General features: G+C 54.1%; 15 protein-coding genes. 10 read left to right on the plus strand and 5 right to left on the minus strand.

The window, feature by feature from the left end; genetic code table 11:
• Window positions 1–25: 25 nt before the first annotated feature.
• The gene (locus ACYVHB_RS11985) at window positions 26–1267 is read right to left on the minus strand and encodes an MFS transporter (RefSeq protein ID WP_461051966.1); all 1242 of its coding nucleotides are present in this window, start codon (window positions 1265–1267) and stop codon (window positions 26–28) included.
• 113 nt (window positions 1268–1380) lie between these two features.
• Between ACYVHB_RS11985 and aroB the strand changes: the two genes are divergently transcribed.
• The 5 genes from aroB to ACYVHB_RS12010 all read left to right on the plus strand — a co-directional run bounded on the left by aroB (window position 1381) and on the right by ACYVHB_RS12010 (window position 8663).
• On the plus strand, window positions 1381–2427 hold the full coding sequence (gene aroB, locus ACYVHB_RS11990) for a 3-dehydroquinate synthase (RefSeq protein WP_461051967.1): 1047 nt from the start codon (window positions 1381–1383) through the stop codon (window positions 2425–2427).
• Between the two features lie 129 nt (window positions 2428–2556).
• A complete protein-coding gene (locus ACYVHB_RS11995; RefSeq protein WP_461051968.1) occupies window positions 2557–3090 on the plus strand; it encodes a DUF4136 domain-containing protein in 534 nt (177 codons plus the stop codon).
• Between the two features lie 229 nt (window positions 3091–3319).
• On the plus strand, window positions 3320–3922 hold the full coding sequence (locus ACYVHB_RS12000) for a peptidylprolyl isomerase (protein ID WP_461051969.1): 603 nt from the start codon (window positions 3320–3322) through the stop codon (window positions 3920–3922).
• A 122-nt stretch (window positions 3923–4044) separates the two neighbouring features.
• Entirely contained in the window at window positions 4045–7215 is a 3171-nt protein-coding gene (locus tag ACYVHB_RS12005; protein WP_461051970.1) for a SusC/RagA family TonB-linked outer membrane protein, read from the plus strand.
• A gap of 35 nt (window positions 7216–7250) precedes the next feature.
• Window positions 7251–8663, plus strand: a complete 1413-nt coding sequence (locus ACYVHB_RS12010; protein ID WP_461051971.1) for a SusD/RagB family nutrient-binding outer membrane lipoprotein — start codon at window positions 7251–7253, stop codon at window positions 8661–8663.
• A 79-nt stretch (window positions 8664–8742) separates the two neighbouring features.
• Here the strand turns inward: ACYVHB_RS12010 and gldA are convergent, their stop codons facing one another.
• Entirely contained in the window at window positions 8743–9696 is a 954-nt protein-coding gene (gene gldA / locus ACYVHB_RS12015; protein WP_461051972.1) for a gliding motility-associated ABC transporter ATP-binding subunit GldA, read from the minus strand.
• Between the two features lie 118 nt (window positions 9697–9814).
• Between gldA and ACYVHB_RS12020 the strand changes: the two genes are divergently transcribed.
• Window positions 9815–11503, plus strand: coding sequence for an amino acid permease (locus ACYVHB_RS12020; protein WP_461051973.1), 1689 nt, complete (start codon window positions 9815–9817; stop codon window positions 11501–11503).
• A gap of 6 nt (window positions 11504–11509) precedes the next feature.
• Here the strand turns inward: ACYVHB_RS12020 and ACYVHB_RS12025 are convergent, their stop codons facing one another.
• Complete coding sequence (locus ACYVHB_RS12025; protein WP_461051974.1) at window positions 11510–12745, minus strand: nucleoside recognition domain-containing protein; 1236 nt, start codon at window positions 12743–12745, stop codon at window positions 11510–11512.
• A 113-nt stretch (window positions 12746–12858) separates the two neighbouring features.
• Between ACYVHB_RS12025 and ACYVHB_RS12030 the strand changes: the two genes are divergently transcribed.
• Complete coding sequence (locus ACYVHB_RS12030) at window positions 12859–13563, plus strand: M15 family metallopeptidase (protein ID WP_461051975.1); 705 nt, start codon at window positions 12859–12861, stop codon at window positions 13561–13563.
• Window positions 13564–13628: 65 nt separating this feature from the next.
• Window positions 13629–14711, plus strand: coding sequence for a M28 family metallopeptidase (locus ACYVHB_RS12035; RefSeq protein WP_461051976.1), 1083 nt, complete (start codon window positions 13629–13631; stop codon window positions 14709–14711).
• A 78-nt stretch (window positions 14712–14789) separates the two neighbouring features.
• Here the strand turns inward: ACYVHB_RS12035 and ACYVHB_RS12040 are convergent, their stop codons facing one another.
• Both ACYVHB_RS12040 and panC read right to left on the minus strand, forming a co-directional pair.
• On the minus strand, window positions 14790–14915 hold the full coding sequence (locus tag ACYVHB_RS12040) for a hypothetical protein (protein ID WP_461051977.1): 126 nt from the start codon (window positions 14913–14915) through the stop codon (window positions 14790–14792).
• A gap of 27 nt (window positions 14916–14942) precedes the next feature.
• Window positions 14943–15782, minus strand: a complete 840-nt coding sequence (panC, locus tag ACYVHB_RS12045; protein WP_461051978.1) for a pantoate--beta-alanine ligase — start codon at window positions 15780–15782, stop codon at window positions 14943–14945.
• Between the two features lie 137 nt (window positions 15783–15919).
• Here panC and ACYVHB_RS12050 point away from each other — a divergent pair, with 137 nt between their 5' ends.
• On the plus strand, window positions 15920–16726 hold the full coding sequence (locus tag ACYVHB_RS12050; RefSeq protein ID WP_461051979.1) for a glycogen/starch synthase: 807 nt from the start codon (window positions 15920–15922) through the stop codon (window positions 16724–16726).
• On the plus strand, window positions 16680–18083 hold the full coding sequence (locus tag ACYVHB_RS12055) for a DUF4270 family protein (protein ID WP_461051980.1): 1404 nt from the start codon (window positions 16680–16682) through the stop codon (window positions 18081–18083). Before ACYVHB_RS12050 ends, ACYVHB_RS12055 begins: the two co-directional genes overlap by 47 nt.
• The last annotated feature ends 42 nt before the right edge of the window (window positions 18084–18125 follow it).

The raw sequence follows: 18125 nt of genomic DNA on the forward strand, positions 1-18125 counted from the left end.
CAATAAACAGAGGAAACGGCCCCTGTTACCGTACGGCCACGGGTTTGGTCGGGTCAATTTTAAGCCAGAGCAGGGCGCTGACCAATAGGCAACCGGCAATCAAAAACAAGGGGTAGTTAAAGTTTTTCGTCTGCTCAACAATCGTCCCGAATAGAATGGTAATAAAAAAACCACCCAACTGCCCGGCGAAGTTCATGGAACCCGTTACGGCCCCGGCGTTGCGCTGACCAATGTCCACGCACACGGCAAAGGCAACGGGCAGGGCTAAATCTTTCATGAGCACGCAGGTAGCCAGCAGATAGCCCGCCGTTTGGTTGTCGGTAGTTAGACCAGCCAGCAGAAAAAACACGCTCGACAGTCCCAAACCACCCATGCCCACCGCCCGGCGACCAATTTTAAGGCCGTAGCGTTTGCTGAGGGCGTCGCTTAACAAACCACCCACTAAGCAGCCGATGGCACCTAAGAAATACGAGAGCGAGATAAAATTTTTGGTATCATCTTCGCTCATGCCGCGCCCTTCCTGAAAGTAAACCGACGACCAGTTGGTGAAAAAATACGAGCCGTAGAAAAACAGGTGGCACATCAGCATCAGCGCCCACATATCGGGGTTGCGCAGGATGGTCTGCCATGGAATCCGGTGGTCGGTTGGGCGAAGGTTGCGGCCGGTTTCGATAACCTGTAGTTCAGCCGGACTTACCCCCGACTTCTCGGCTGGCTCATCGCGAAACCAGATGTACCAGCCGATGGCCCACAGCACGCCCAGCAGACCCAACACGGCAAAAGCCCAGCGCCAGCCCGCCCAGTGCACGAGCGGAATCACCAGCAGGGGTGTCAGGGCACCGCCGAGCCGCCCGGCCGCCCAGATCACCGACTGTGCCCGGCCTACTTCCACCGCCGGGAACCACCGCGCAATGGCAATGGATGCGTTGGGGTAGGCCCCCGCTTCGCCCATGCCGAATAGAAATCGCACGACTAACAGATACAGAAAATTAGTGGCCGTGCCGGTGAGCATCGTAAACCCCGACCACCACAGCACGACCCGCGTCAGCACTCGTCGCGGCCCTAAGCGGTCGCCCAGGGTGCCCGTCGGGATCTCGAACAGAGCGTAGGCTAACGAGAAAGCGCCTAAAATCCAGCCAAACTGCTGGTTGTCGAGGTGCAAGTCGGCTTTGACGTACTTGCTGACAACGTTCATGCAAACGCGGTCGAGGTAGGTAATCGTCGAGAGCAGGAATAAACCGGTAAGAACACGGTAGCGAACGGTCATTGGGAGGTAATTAGCGAGTTGTGAAGGTAGAAATCGACGGCTAAATTGCGTCACTGCCCTAAAAATATGGGTGGTCGTTTCGCACCGATACCCAACCAGCGTACTTTTACATTATGTCGACCGTAACCATTGCTACCCAAATAGGTCCCCTCGCCGAGAGCCTGCCTGCTTTCTTAGATTCGTATGACTTTTCGGCTGCCGCCGTCATTGTTGATAACCACACGTTTCGGTTCTGCTATCCCGAAATCAGGGCGTTACTGCCCAAACACACGCTTGTCCGAATCAAAGCGGGCGAGGAGCAAAAGCACTTAGCCACCTGCGAACTGATCTGGGACGCCCTGACGCGGGCTAACTTCGACCGTCACGCGCTCGTGCTCAACCTCGGCGGGGGCGTCATTGGCGATATGGGCGGATTCTGCGCGGCTACCTATAAACGCGGCATTGCTTTTGTCCAGCTACCAACCACGCTCCTGTCGCAGGTTGATGCCAGCGTGGGGGGTAAATTAGGCGTCGATTTTAACGGGCTAAAAAATCACATTGGCGTGTTTCAACAGCCGGATGCCGTGCTGGTTGACCCGATGTTTCTGGCCACCCTGCCCGAACGCGAACTCCGGTCGGGCTTCGCCGAAGTAATAAAACACTGCCTGATTGCCGACGCGCCCATGTGGGAGCATATCCGTCGGCTCGACCTCGATGAGCAGGACTGGCCCGCCTTAGTGGCGCATTCAATTGGTATTAAGCAACACATTGTGGCTCAGGACCCTACGGAGAAGGGATTGCGCAAGATTCTGAACTTCGGCCATACATTGGGCCATGCCGTTGAAACGCACTTCTTACCGCAGCCACGAAAACGATTACTGCACGGCGAAGCCATTGCGGTTGGGATGATTGCCGAAGCGTTTATTGCGCATCAAAAAAAGATGATTGACGAAATTTTGCTGACGCAAATCGAAGAATATGTGTTTGCCGTATATGGAAATACCCGACTAACGGAAGCGGACGTCGAATCTATTTTAGCGCTGACGCTACAGGACAAGAAAAACCGGGGTCGGGAGGTGCGGATGGCGTTGCTCGACGGGTTGGGAAGCTGCGCATTCGACGTGCCCGTTACAACGGCTGAAATGCGCCGGGGACTCGCGTATTATACCGGGCAGCCTTAGTATTAAAATTTGGTAATACGCTATTGTTTGCCAAACATTTACGGCTAACTTTGAGTTCGACCCTTCAAAAACCATCCTTCATCAATCATAAATACAACCAATTGTAGCAAAACTTTTACAAAGTACAGTATGAAAACATTTGTCGGAATCCTGTTTACGCTGGCCGTTCTCGGTATGGCGAGTTGCTCGCCCAGCCGGTTGTTTGTGGAACATGATTATAGTTATGAAGGTCACTTCAAAAACTACGAATCGTTTAACTTTTTAGAGTGCGAGTTTGTCGATTCGACGCTGCTCTGTTCCGATATTCAGGATGCGATCCGCCACCAGATGGAAGCCCGGGGTTATAAAGTGAGCAACCGCGCTCCTAACCTGCTGATTTCTTACAATATATTCCGTTCTGATCTGCGTTTTCGGGGTTATCAGCAACCCGTTATCAAGGACTGGGTTGTCCGCGAAGACGATGACGCTACCTACAAACGCATCGACTACAACCTCGATGAAGGCACCCTGATGATTTCGCTCATCGACGCCGAATCGTACCAGGTGATCTGGAAAGGCTACGCATCCAAAATGCTCCGTAATCAGAACTTCAAGAACAACTACTTCAAAGGCATTGTCCGGTCCATTTTCGATCAGTATCCGCTGATGGCAACGGCCCGGTAAGGTTCGGCGCATACATAGTCAGGCAACGACTGCCCGGTTGGTTTATTCATTTATGGATAAGTCAGCCGGGCAGTTGTCGTGTTAAACCGACTGGTATCAGGGGAAATAAACGTTAGTCGAGACGACTGAGGAAGCAGTGTTATACTATTATAAAAAATTTTATTACTAACCGAATATTATTTGGAATAGTAGCGCCTTGCCAGTATGTTTATGGCATTGATACGTCAATATGAAAAATAGTATACGTTTAGCTTTATTATTTACCGTGCTGTGTATAGCGGCTGATGCTCAGCGGGTTCGGCTCGATACTGAAGCGGGCAGCATTGTCCTCGAACTCAATGCCGACAAAGCCCCCGGCACGGTCGCTAATTTTCTCCGCTACGTCGATCAGAAGCGCTACGATGGCGGACGATTCTACCGCGTAGTCCGCCTGGACAATCAGGCGAACAGTCCCGTTAAAATCGAAGTAATTCAGGGCGGTCTGCAAAACGACACGACGAAGGCGTTCCCACCAATTCCGCAGGAAACAACCCAGAAAACCGGTTTAAAGCACCTCGACGGTACGCTTTCGCTGGCGCGGGGCCAACCCAACAGTGGCGCGTCGGAATTCTTTATCTGCATCAACGACCAGCCCGAATTGGACTTCGGCGGCAAACGCAACCCTGATGGGCAGGGGTTTGCGGCTTTCGGGCGGGTGGTGAGCGGTATGGACGTGGTACGCCGGATTCAACAGGGCGAAACTGGATCGCCCGGCCCGACCAACGCGTATGCCAACCCGTTGCAATTACTTAAAGTACCCATTGCCATCCGCAAAGCGGAGCGGGTGAAGTGAGTGTACAGATGTATGGGTGTTTACGTGTTTGAGTGTTTGCATAAGTGCTGATAAACAGATACGTAAACACTTACACACACAAACGCATTTTCGGTCACCAGTTTTAACAACCCATATAGTTTATGAAGAAAATAATACTGATTTTGTTGTCGCTTTTTTTGGTCACGGGGCGTATTCAGGCGCAGAGCCGAGCGGTGTCGGGCCGGGTTACGTCGCCCGAAAACGAAGGACTTCCCGGCGTGAACGTGCTGGTGAAGGGAGAAATAACCGGCGCGGTAACCAAAGCCGATGGATCGTACCAGATTACTATTCCGGCCAAAGGCGGCACCCTGGTATTCTCGTTCATTGGTTACAAAACAGCCGAGGTGGTTGCGGGCGACCAAACCACGGTGAACGTGAAACTGGTCGCTGACCTGACCAACCTCGACGAAGTGGTGGTGACGGCCAACGCCATCGTGCGGGAGAAGAAAGAATTAGGGTACGCCGTTGCGACCGTGGGGGGTGCCGAGTTGGTGAAAGCCCGCGACCCGAACGTGCTCAACTCATTAGCCGGGCGCGTGGCCGGTGTTCGCATTTCGCAGCAGTCGGGGTCGGTGGGCGGCTCCAGCCGGGTTATGATTCGCGGGGCCAACTCGCTGTCGAGCGCCAGCGAACCGCTGTTCGTGGTCGACGGTATCCCGATCTCGAACTCATCATTCAACAACTCCGAGACGGACATCGTCACCGGCGGGGTCGATGTGGGCAACCGCGCCAGTGATCTCAACCCCGACGACATTGAAACGATGACCGTGCTGAAAGGCGCAGCGGCTTCGGCACTCTACGGCTCCCGCGCCCGCAACGGCGTTATTGTGGTGACCACCAAACGCGGTCGGCCGGGGGCGAAGAAGATGAACGTGACGCTCAACTCGTCGTACCGCACGGATAATGTGCTGCGAGTGCCTGACCTGCAAACGGAGTACGCGCAGGGCAACCTCGGCGTGTATAATCCGCGCTTAGGCAATGGCTGGGGTCCCAAAGTGTCGGGCATCACGGGTCCCGTTCAGGATTATAAAGGGGAAACGGTGCAGGGGCTGCAGGTGCATCCGCAGAACTGGAAAAACTTTTTTGTGACAGGTAATACGTTCATCAACAGCATCTCGATTGACGGAGCCAGCGATCAGAGCGATTACCGCATCGGGTACACCAACCTGCGTCAGACGGGTACGGTACCCGGCTCTGAACTCAGTCGGCACACTTTCGCCATTAACGCGGGTAAGAAAATCACCGACCGCCTGGAGTCGCGGGCCTGGCTCAACTACGTCCGCACGACCAGCGACGGTCGCCCGCAGCAAGGTTCCAACACCACGAATATCATTTCCACTATTCTGGCCGGTGTGCCCATTACGGTGGACATCAACGAACTGCGCAACAACCTGTTTGCTACGCCAACGCAGGCCGTACCCGCGGGTTGGACCGGCGACCTGGCGCGGGCCATTGACCTCGACGGTATCCAGAACAATCCGTATTTCGTAACGACGTTCAATCGCTTCTCCAACTCAGTTGACCGGGTGTTTGGCGGCACGAGCTTAAACTACGCGCTCACGCCCTGGTTCAACCTGACGGGGCGTGTCGGGTCGGATTTTTTTGCCGAGAACCGCCGGTCGGTGACGCGCCGGGGGACGCGCGGGCGGCTGAACGGGCAGTTCGATACCAACGAAATTTACGAGCGCGAACTACAAACCGACCTGATTGGGACGGTCACGCGGCAGATTTCGCCGAGTTGGGGCTTTAAAGCCATTGTGGGACACCAGTTTAATCAACGGACCATCCGGCGGTCGCGGGTGTTGTCGGAAGGGCTGAACATCGATCAGTTGTACACCTTCGCCAATGCGCAGTCGAACGTGCCGTCGAATTTTTATAGCCGACGGGAGATCTTCGGGGTGTACGGCGACGTGAGCTTCGACTACAAGAATTACCTGTTTCTGAACGTCACGGGTCGGAACGACTGGTCATCGACGCTGCCGGTGAGCAACAACTCCTATTTCTATCCCTCGGCCAGTGTGTCGTTTGTGCTTACTGAAGCGTTCCCAAAACTGGGCATTGTGAGCCGGGATATTCTGAGTTACGCCAAACTGCGGGCCAACTACGCCAATGTCGGCTCCGACGAAGACCCGTATCAGTTGTCGTTCACCTACAATCCCCTCACGCAGGCCAGCGACATTTACACGTTCAACATTCTGTATCCCATCGGCGGGGCATCGGCGTTCGGTGCGACGAACGTGCTACCCCCGACCAACCTGCGTCCGCAGCAGCAAACCTCGTATGAATTCGGGGCTGAACTGAAGTTTTTCGGTGGACGGCTGGGTTTGGACATGACCTATTACAAGACGCTGAACTACGACCAGATTATCTCCATCGCCGTACCGCAAACGACGGGGTACTCGGCCCGGCGGCTCAACGTGGGCGAAATCTCGAACGGGGGCGTCGAAGCGATGGTGACGGCAACGCCCCTGAAAACCCGCTCCGGCTTTCGGTGGGACGCGGCTTTTAACTTCAACCGCAACCGCAACCGGGTAGAGTCGCTGGCACCGGGCCTGACCGAGTTTATTACCACCTCGGGCGACGGATTCGGTATATTCGTGGTGGCCCGGCCCGGCGAAACGTTCAATCTACAGGGGGTGGGGTGGCTGCGCGACCCGGCGGGCAATATCATTATTAACCCGACTACGGGGCTGCGGACGCCGGGACCACGCAAATTACTCGGGTCGATTTACCCCGACTGGACGCTGGGCATTAACAACTCGTTTTCGTTTAAAGGGTTCGATTTCAACTTCCTGATCGACATGCGCAAGGGGGGTGTGGTGAACTCCCAAACGGTGAGCATTGTGCGCGGCAGCGGTTTAGCCGCCGAAACCGCCGTTAACGACCGGACGCCGTTCATTGACCCCGGCGTTATCCGCAACGCCGACGGGACCTTCAGCCCCAACACCAAGACTGTCGCCAGTGTGCAACAATACTGGAGCCAGTTGGATAACTCGGTTAGTCCCGAAAATAACACGTTCGACGGCTCGTATACGAAATTGCGCGAAGTCAGGCTGGCCTACAATTTCCCCCGGAGTTTGGTCAATAGAACACCCTTTGGCGGTATTGCGCTGGGGCTGGAAGGGCGTAATTTGTGGATTATTCATTCCAACGTACCGCACATTGACCCCGAAGCCAACGTTCTCGGCACTGGCCTCATTGGGGAGGGGTTGGAACGGGGCAGCATTCCCAGCAGCCGCACGGTTGGCGCGAACCTGCGCCTGTCATTTTGAATCTACTAAACTCAGTTATTAACTTACTGATTATCATGAAAAAACTCATTTATACCGCCCTGATTGCCTTATCGACAACCGCCTGTTTCAAGAACAGCGACATCAACGTTGACCCGAATCGCTCCATTTCAGTTGATCCCGCGCTATTGTTTGCGGGGGCTTCTACCCAGTTGTCGCTGTTGCGCGTGGGCGAACTGACCTGGCCCGTTGCCCTGATGAGCCAGATGTGGGCGTCGGGTGGGCGCTGGGGACTGGCCCAGGCTCAGTATGACCAGACACGCGTTCGTACTGCGTGGGGCCGCACCTATACCGACGTCCTGAAAAACCTCAACGTGGCCGTTGAAGTGGCGCAGACTGCCCAGCCCGTCAACAAAAATGCCGTGGCGCAGTGCAAGATTCTGATGGCGTTCGCCTACGCCCAGACCTCGCTGCTGTGGGGCGATATTCCGTTTTCGGAAGCCGCTACGGGCAAAGTAGACCTGCCGAAGTTTGATAAGCAGCCCGACGTACTGAACGGCTGCGTGGCCCTGCTTGATGAAGCCATTGGCCTGATTGACCCGAAGGGCAAAGGGATCATTGCCCCCAGCGATTTGTACTACGGGGGCGACATGGCCAAGTGGGTGAAGCTGGCCAACTCGCTGAAGTTACGGATTCTGTTTTCGATGGTGGACGCTGATGCGTCGAAAGGAGCTTTGATTGGGCAACTGCTAACGGCCAACAACATGATTGCCTCCGGTGCCGACGCCATGCAGTTCAGGTACTACAACCAGCCTGGTCGGCAGAATCCACGTTTCTCGTTCACGGCTATTTTCCGGGGGGGCGTTCAGTCGGACTGGTACACCTCCAAAGTCGTCTACGATTTACTGGCATCGCTGAATGACCCCCGCATTCCGTATTTCTACCAGGCGGGACCGGGGGCTGCGGCTAATGAATTTATGGCTCTAAACTCGACGGAAACATACACCCCCAAATCGTCATTAGTGAACATGAACCTACTGAAAGCGGACCTGCCTGAGGTATCATTTTCGTATTCGGAGCAATTGTTGTTCGAGGCCGAGGCCATTGCCCGTGGTTTTGCACCGGGTGGTTTTGAGGTGGCGACGCAACGGTTCCGGGCGGGGGTGAAAGAATCGATGCTGTCATTTGGTGTACCAGCCGCGCAGGCTGACGGGTACGCTAACGGTTTACCGGCGCTCACGGCGGCTAATTACAAAACTCAACTGTCTCAGCAACAATATTTAGACCTTTTCATGAGACCTATTGAGGGCTGGGTGCAGCATCGCCGGTCGGGTCCAATTGGCCAGGAAATTCCGGTTATGAACACCCCCAACAGTGCTCCCGTGGCAGGTTTGGTGCGTCGGCTGCTGTACCGTAGTGAAGAAATCAATTCAAACCCCAACACGCCCACCGGCCTGACCGTCGACACGCCCCAGTGGTTTGATAAATAAGAGTAATGTAAAATGAATAATGGTTAATGTATAATGGCTGACGCAGACCCATTATACATTAACCATTATTCATTTTACATTATCCTCCCTTCGTCAGTTCCTTGAAAATACCTTCCAGCGAACTTTCCTGTTGGCGCAGACCTACCAGGGTTAGGTTCTGGTCGGCGGCAAGGCGAAAAATGGCTCCGCGCAGATCGGTATTCGGCCCGGCCTCGATGCGGTACTGACCTCGTCCCAGCGGCTCCACGCGCTCCACGCCTGATATACTTTCCAGTACGTCCGGCTTAATCAGGTCTCCCTCGAACTCGGCCACGACCGTCACACCATCACCAGCCGATACGGCCCGTAACTGGCTCAGCGGCCCGTCGGCTACGATCTTACCCCGGTTGATGATAACCACGCGGTCGCAGATGGCTTCGACCTCCTGCATAATGTGCGTGGAGAACAGCACGGTTTTGTCGCGTCCGGCATCCCGAATTACCTGCCTGATCTCGGCTAACTGGTTTGGATCAAGACCCGTGGTGGGTTCGTCCAGAATCAGTACGGGCGGGTTGTGCAGCAGCGCCTGCGCTAATCCCACGCGTTGCCGGTAGCCTTTGGAAAGCTGCGCGATGCGTTTGTGCTGTTCGCGCCCCAGCCCGACCAACTCGATCATGTTGGCGACGCGTTGGCTTAAGTCGCTGCCCTTCAGCCCGTGCAGCGACCCGGCAAAGCGCAGGTACTCCTTTACGTACATCTCCAGGTAAAGAGGATTGTGTTCGGGCAGGTAACCAACGCTCCGGCGCACGTCCATTGGCTGTGTTCGGACGTCGAAACCGTTCACCTCTACCGTGCCGTCGGTGGGGGCGAGGTAGCCCGTCGTGATTTTCATGGTCGTGGACTTACCCGCGCCGTTGGGGCCAAGAAAGCCGACAATCTCGCCGGGCTGCACGGTCAGCGAAATCTGGTCGACGGCTCTCTGGACCGGAGTGCCTGACCGCAGGCCGCCTGACCGCTGATATTCTTTTGTCAGGTTCTGAACCCGGATTGACATATTGGATGAAAGTTGTACAGGCTACTTAGGCCGCCAGTACGTAGAACGCACAAAAAACCGGAAAGTATCTCTATTTTTAACGGTTTAACGCAAATAGGCACTGTTCTTACTTCCAGCCATGTCCCTCTTCCGAAAAAAGACCGTAACGCAAATCCTGAGTGATGCCGCCGAGGGCGAATCCAGCAAACTTGTCAAGACGCTGGGCGTCCGCGACCTGACTTCGTTTGGTATCGCGGCCATTATCGGGGCTGGTATTTTCAGCACTATCGGACTGGCCAGCTACAACGGCGGACCGGCTGTATCGCTGCTGTTTGTGTTCACGGCCATTGCCTGCGTGTTCACGGCTCTCAGCTACGCGCAGTTTGCCAGCACGGTTCCTGTCAGTGGTAGTGCCTACACCTATGCCTACGTAGCGTTCGGGGAGATTTTTGCGTGGGTAATTGGGTGGGCGCTGATTCTGGAATACGCCGTTAGTAATATGGTCGTGGCTATTTCGTGGTCGGAATATTTCACGTCCATGTTGAGCGGATTTGGCATCACATTTCCCAAATACTTAGCAACCGATTACGGTTCAGCTTCCCGTGCGTTCGCACTCGTCGAACAGGCAAAGCAGGCCGGGGCTGGTCGGCTGCTGGCCAATCTGCCCGAAAACACGCGGGTGCTGGCCGATGCCTACGCCAACGCGCCCGTGCTTGGCGGAGTTCACCTGATCGCCAACCTGCCCGCCGGGGCCATTACCGTGCTCATTACGGCATTGGTGTACATCGGCATCAAAGAGTCCCGTGCGGCCAGTAACATCCTGGTTGTGCTCAAATTAGCCGTGATTGCGCTGGTTATTGGGGTGGGGGCCTTTTACGTGAAACCGGCCAACTGGTCACCGTTTGCGCCCAACGGGGTGTCGGGGGTGCTGAGTGGCGTGGCGTCGGTGTTCTTTGCGTTCATTGGTTTCGACTCCATCTCGACCACGGCTGAGGAGTGCAAAAATCCCCAGCGCGACCTGCCCCGCGCCATGCTTTACTGCTTAGCCATCTGCACGGTGCTTTACGTCCTGATTACACTGGTGCTGACGGGCATGGTCAACTATAAGGAACTGGGCGTAAGCGACCCGCTGGCTTACGTGTTTCAGAAAGTAAATCTGGACTTCGTAGCGGGCGTCATTTCGGTGAGCGCGGTGGTAGCCATTACGAGCGCACTCTTGGTGTATCAACTGGGACAACCCCGCATCTGGATGACCATGAGCCGCGACGGGTTGCTCTGGAAACGCTTCTCCACCATCCACCCCAAATACAAAACGCCCTCCTTCGCAACGATTATTACAGGTTTTTTAGTAGCTATACCGTCGCTATTTATGGACCTCAAGTTTTTTGTAGACCTCACCAGTGTCGGCACTTTCTTCGCGTTCATTCTGGTTTGCGGGGGCATTTTGTATTTAGATGCCAAAGGGCTGACGGCTCAGGCCAAGTTCAAAGTGCCCTACATAAACGGTAAGTACATTATCGGATTAGCTTTCATCCTGGCGTTTGCGTTTGCCCACGGTCGGCACGTTTTAGGCATCGCCGAGGAAAAGCCCCTTTTAATTGTGTTTTGGGGTGTCTGGGCAGTGCTGGCCGTGCAGGGATTCCGACATAATTTCTCGTTGCTGCCCGTCGTTGGCGTTCTAACGAACTTGTACCTGATGACCGAACTGGGGGCCAGCAACTGGCAGATCTTCGGTATCTGGCTCGCTATCGGCCTGGTTATCTATTTTTCGTATGGTTTCAGACACAGCAAGCTGCGGAGAGCGGAGAACGTTGTGAATGCTGAGTGATGTCGGTCAATGAAAGAAGAAATACCCCAGCGCAATACCGGCAATGACGCCCATCAGATCGGCAAACAGCCCGTACGGAATGGCGTATCGGGAGTTACGAATACCAACCGAACCGAAGTAAAGCGCGACGATGTAAAACGTCGTCTCAGACGCCCCCTGGAATAGGCACGCCAGTCGCCCCACGAACGAATCCGGGCCAAATTGCTTCATCGCGTCGATCATCAGCGCCCGCGACCCTGATCCGCTCAGGGGCCGCATCAGCGCCACAGGTAGGGCGTCAGTAAATTCCGTGTTCAGGCCCGTTAGGCTGAATCCGTACTTCAGCGCACCAATGACGTAGTCCATCGCTCCTGAATTGCGAAACGCGCTGATGGCCACCAGCATCGCCACGAGGTAAGGAATGATGCGGACCGACGTTTCGAACCCACCTTTCGCTCCTTCAATGAACGCGTCAAAAATGTTGACTCGTTTGCGCATTGCACCCAGCAGAAACGACACGATGATGAGCATCAGGATGAGGTTGCCGGTTACTTTCGAGATAACCTCAATCTCTTCTTTGGTTTTGGTCGATAGATACCATAACGCCAGCGTAATCAGGCCGGTAATGCCCCCCAGCCAACCTATCACAGTACCGTTAATCAGGTCAATTCGTTGTTTAATGGCTACTACAATCATGCTGACGACCGTGGCGACGTAGGTGGCAATCAGGCACGGAATAAAAATGTCTGACGGGTCTTTGGCTCCCAAGATGGCCCGTTGCGCCATGACACTAAGCGGAATGATGGTCAGGCCTGATGTGTGCAGCACTAAAAACATGATCTGCGCATTGGAAGCCGTGTCTTTGATAGGGTTCAATTCCTGTAAACTCGCCATTGCTTTCAGACCGAAGGGTGTGGCGGCATTGTCTAAGCCCAGCATATTGGCCGAGAAATTCATAATCATCTGCCCGTTGGCGGGGTGATTGGCGGGCACTTCAGGGAAGAGTTTGTTGAAAAACGGGCCGATGATGCGGGCCAGTAGATTGATAGCTCCCGCTTTCTCGCCCACGTTGAGCAGACCCAGGAAAAACGTCATCACGCCCGCCAGCGGCAGCGCAATATCCATCACCGCCACCTTCGATGAATCAAACAGCCCCTCGACAATGATTCGGAAAATTTCGGTATCACCTAAAAAAACCAGTTTGGCTAAGGCAACCAGGAAAGCAATTACAAAAAAAGCAACCCAAATGTAATTTAGTGCCATAATAACAAGCGAAAGGGTGAACGAGCGACAGAGTGAACGCTCGCAGCAACGCGGTTGATCGTAGATTCGCTGTTCAATATTCAGCATTTAATAGTCAGCAGACAACAATACGCATGCATCGGCAACTGCTCATCTTATCACTATTCATTGCAGCGCTCGTTCACTCATTCGCTCTTCCGCTCATTAGCAGCGCCCAGTCCCTCGAAGCCGCTATGCAAAAGCAGGGCTTAGTCGACGTGCAGAAAGTGGAGCCTACGATTGAGGTCGATTTGAAATACTCGACAACGGATAACTTCGTCGGCAAAGACGTGTACGGCGACCTCGTGCGTGCATACTTACAGCCGATGGCCGCCCGTAAACTCGCCAATGCCAGCAAGTATCTGCAAACCAAACACCCCAACCTGCGGCTGTTGGTGTATGATGCAGCCCGTCCCCGCGCGGCTCAGTGGAACCTCTGGAACGCCCTGCCTAAGCTGCCCGAACGCGAACGCCGGAAATACGTAGCCGACCCGCGCAAAGGGTCCATTCATAACTATGGCTGCGCGGTCGATCTGACGGTGGCGAAGGTGGACGGGAATGGCGCACCAGAACCGTTGGACATGGGTACGAAATACGACTACTTCGGCCCATTGGCGTACCCGTCGCAGGAAGCCGCATTGCTGAAAGCGGGTAAGTTGACGAAAGCGCAGATTGACAACCGCCAAATCTTGCGGACGGCCATGCGGCAGGGTGGTTTCAGCGGTATTGCGTATGAGTGGTGGCACTTCAACGCTGTATCGCGGGAGAAAGCAAAAGCGATGTTTCGGATTGTTGAATAACATAAAACAAAGTACACTATTTACCGGTAGCAGTGATGATACCTGGCCTCTCAGTTCATTGATTTATGCGAATTAGTAAGTTTACAATTGCGCTGCTTCCGTTATTTCTCAGGTTAGCTGCGTGTACCCAGAGTTTCGGTCAGCCGGACGTGTTGCGGGTCAGAGTATCGACCTCACTGCTCCAAAAACACGTTTTTACATTAGCTGCTGACAGTCTGGAAGGGCGTAAAACGGGTACTTCCGGCCAACGTAAAGCCGCTCTGCATTGCACCAGTTCATTCAGACAAAGTCATTTGCTGGCGGTTTTTCGGCTCGATTCAGTTCGGGGTTCTTTTCGCCATACCTATCCCTTTACAGTCACCGAAGTTGCTTTGTTTGGCAGTTCACGTACGTATGGCTCTGCCCAACCCACTTACAAACGGGACGAGTTGGTACCCCTACCACTCACCGCTAAGGACAGCAGTCGCGTGTCGTTTGGCGACAATCTGGCGGGTCTGCTCATCGGTTCTGATTTGAAACGGGAAGTGGTTGTACTGTCCGCTCATTACGATCATTTGGGGCGCTCCGGGAGACAAATTTTTCACGGGGCCGATGATAATGCTTCGGGTACGGCTACAGTTCTGAGTGTGGCAGCGGTATTTGATAGTTTAGCCCGGCAAGGAATCAGACCCCGTCGCAGCATTTTATTCGTCCTTTTCTCGGGTGAGGAGGGCGGGCTGCTTGGGTCACAGTATTTCCTGATGAACAGTCCTATTCCGCTGAATCAGTTCGTGTGTGATCTTAACGTCGACATGATCGGTCGCGTAGATGAGGCACATCGCCGGAAACCTGACTACTGTTACCTGATTAGGGGCAATCAGGGCAGTGAGCTTCAACTTATCGCTGAAACCGTCAATCGGCAGTCAGTTAATCTGACCTTAAATGAGGGCGGATATGATACTAAAAACGACCCGGACCAGCACTTTTTCCGCTCCGACCATTACAATTTCGCCAAATTAGGCATCCCTTCCTTGTTATTCACCAGTGGGCAACACCCCGATTATCACCGGCCGTCTGATACCGCCGACAAAATAAACTATGACGTATTGCAAAAACGCGCAACGCTGGTTTTCCAAACGGCCTGGAGTGTGGCTAATTCGACTCAGTAAAGTTAAGACAATAACGCAAACTTGAGTCTTTCAATCTCTTCTTTTAGCATTACGTCCGTCCAACTCCTTTATAGCCTTTTACACTTCTGGGTTGGTTTTGAACGACTCAGGTATCTGGCGTTGCGTTTCGCGTTTCTCCGCAGCCAGCCGACGTAGTAGCAAAATGGTTGCGTTGGGAGCTTCTTCCGGATTAGTCGGTTTCATACTATCGGTTGGTTTACACGAAGATACCTAAAACACCACGTTGTCAATCAGTCGCACGGTGCCTAACTGCACGGCTAAACAGATGGCCGTTTGGCCCGGAGCCAGCACCTCGCCAGCGGGCTGAAGCGTATCAGCGTTCGTGATTTCCACGTATTCTAAGCGAAAACCGGAACGGCTGCTGAAAAAACCCGTTACGGCCGCTTTCGCCTGAGCGGGACTCTGCCCTTCGGTGAGCAGGTCGTGAGCGAGGGTAAGGGCCTGATGAAGCGCCGGAGCCAGTTCGCGCTCGTCGGGCGTGAGGTTGCGGTTGCGCGAAGACATGGCCAGGCCATCGGTCTCGCGGATGGTGGGGCACCGAATTAGCTCGACGGGGAAACTGAGGTTGCCGATCAGCCGCCGAACCACCGCCACCTGTTGCAGGTCCTTTTGCCCAAAATACGCCCGATGGGGCTGCACGATGTTGAACAGTTTAGCCACTACAATGCCCACGCCGTTAAAATGACCCGGCCGGAACGCCCCCTCCATCACCGTTTCCAGTTCACCGAAACTCAGCCGCAGCGCGGGCGGTTCGGGGTACATCTCGCTCACCGAAGGCACAAACACCATGTCGCAGCCAGCCGCTTCGAGCATCCGGCAGTCGTCGTCTATCATGCGCGGGTAGCGGGCGAGGTCGTCGGGATTGTTGAATTGCACCGGGTTAACAAAAACGCTGGCAACCACCAGATCACCCGCTTGCTTAGCCGTTTCGATCAGCGTTGTGTGGCCTTCGTGCAACGCCCCCATCGTGGGAACGAAACCAATAGTGTTGCCGGAGCGGACTGTGTCGAGGTGTTGGCGCAGCGCGGATATGGTGTCGAAGCGGGTCATAGGGGAGCGGCTTTATTTCCGGCTGCAATGATACGGGATCAGTATCTTTTCTGGACAAAATGTATTGAAATGCGGGAAAAAATTGCCTAATTTTGTAAATTTTTTAGGTCACTCAAACACGCACTACGCCCGTTTCTATGAGCAAACTACGTATCCTCTACGTTGCCAGCGAGATTAATCCGTTTCTAAAAACGTCTGATGTCGCCGATTTTGTCCGCAAACTGCCCCAGGCTATGCAGGAGCGGGGTATGGAAATCCGCATTTTAGTGCCACGTTTCGGATTGATCAATGAGCGTAAAAACCGGTTGCACGAAGTAGTCCGGTTGTCGGGTATCAACATCGCGGTGGGTGATGAAGAAAAACCGCTGATAATCAAGGTAGCCTCCATTCCCACGGCTAAACTACAAGTCTATTTCATTGACAACGAAGACTATTTCCAGCGGAAGTACGTTTTTCATGACAAAGAGAACCGGTTCTACGACGATAACGACGAGCGGGCGATCTTCTTCTGCAAAGGGGTGCTGGAAACGGTCAAGAAACTCGGTTGGGCGCCGGACATCGTCCACTGCAATGATTGGATGACGGCCCTGATTCCGCTGTATCTCAAAACGACCTATAAGAATGACCCAATGTTTAAGGACGCTAAGTCGGTGTTCACCGTGTACAACAACTCATTTGAGCACCGCTTTCAGGGCGACATCATCGAGAAGGCCCGGATGATGGACATCGACGATTCGATGCTCAACGAATTGAAAACCGCCGATTTTCCCGGCTTCATCCGCATTGGCTGCACCTACGCCGATGCCGTTGTGCGGGCTGAGGAGGAGTACAGTGAGAGTTTAAATGCCATTTTAACGGATTTACCCGAACACAAATTTGATGCTGCCGAAGATGAAGATGTTGCCGTACGCTATTACAACCTCTACACGCAACTGGCTGGGTAGACTCTGTCTGCTGGCTGGGACGGTAGCAGGCGTACTGGCCTGCGAAGAACCCAAAGAAATTGGCTTACCACCCACCACACCGGTCGAGATATCCTACAGCGATACACTGCGTGCGTTTCGGTCGACGGTGCTACTGGACTCTGTCCGCACCTACAACACCAGTCAACTGCTGATTGGTAGCTATACCGATCCGTATTTTGGCAATGTAAAAGCGTCGGCCTATGCACAGTTGACATTGGCAGGCGTTCCGTTTACGGTGCAGGATGCTGATAAGAAGGATATTCCAACAGCAAGAATTATTTATGATTCAACGCGTCTGATTACGGGTTATTCCGGCTATTTCTACGGCGATACGCTGAAGACCCAGGAGTTACAGGTGTACCGGCTTACGGAAGCAATCGACGCGGCTAAAAATTACGACATCAACAGCTCGGTGGCGTATGCGAGTGAGCCACTACTGCGGGCTTCGATCCAGCCCAGACCCATTACGCAGGACTCGACGCGGGGGTTGCGGCTACGGCTACCTGACGCTTTTGGCCGCGAGCTGCTGGCGCTGGCTAACACCGACACCGGCAAAACGCAGGCGCTGTTTCAGGCAAAGATGAAAGGGCTGGCGTTCAGAACGGCGCTGGTGAGCAACGCAGCCTTGTTTGGTATTGTGCCAAACTCGTTTGTGGGCGTGTATTACCACGTTGAGGGCGAGACAACCGCCCGACTCAGAGATTTTAGTTTTGAAGCGGGCCGGTTCAACCAGATTTTGTCCGACCGAACCGGAACGGCATTAGCTGGCCTTGCGGCTAATCAGGAACTGTCAGCGACGGCATTAAAGGGGCAGTCCGTTATTCAGTCGACAGCGGGCGTCACAACAAAACTGATGTTTCCAGGACTGGATCAACTCCGCAAAAACAGCCGGGTAGCCATCAACCGGGCCGACCTGATTATTACGCCGAAACCGACAACCGATAACCGCTACTCGTTGCCGTTCTACTTAGCTCTCTCGGAGGTTACGGCGCAGAACCGAATCCTGCGTACCAATCCAAGTCGGCTGGTGCAGTTGGTGCCCCAGTCCCAAACGCTGTTTGACCGGGCTGAAGGTTCATTCAACACGCCCCAGGCGGCACCGTATGATGCCCGTACGAAATCATACACGTTTGAGTTGAGTGGGTATTTTCAGTCCATTTTGTCGGGCTTAACGCCCAACAATGGATTGGCTATCGTAACGGCAAGCTCTCCTCAATTAGGCATTTCGCAGAATAGTCCTTCACCTGATTACTTCATGACAGACCGGGTGTTTCAGGCGGTGCTCGACGGCGATGCCAGTGTGAAATTAGTGGTGTTTTACACGACCTCTAAATAGGTTAACCAGCCCAGCATGAACGTAAAAAGCCGGAGATTCCGG

It is taken from the genome of Spirosoma arcticum, assembly GCF_054779955.1.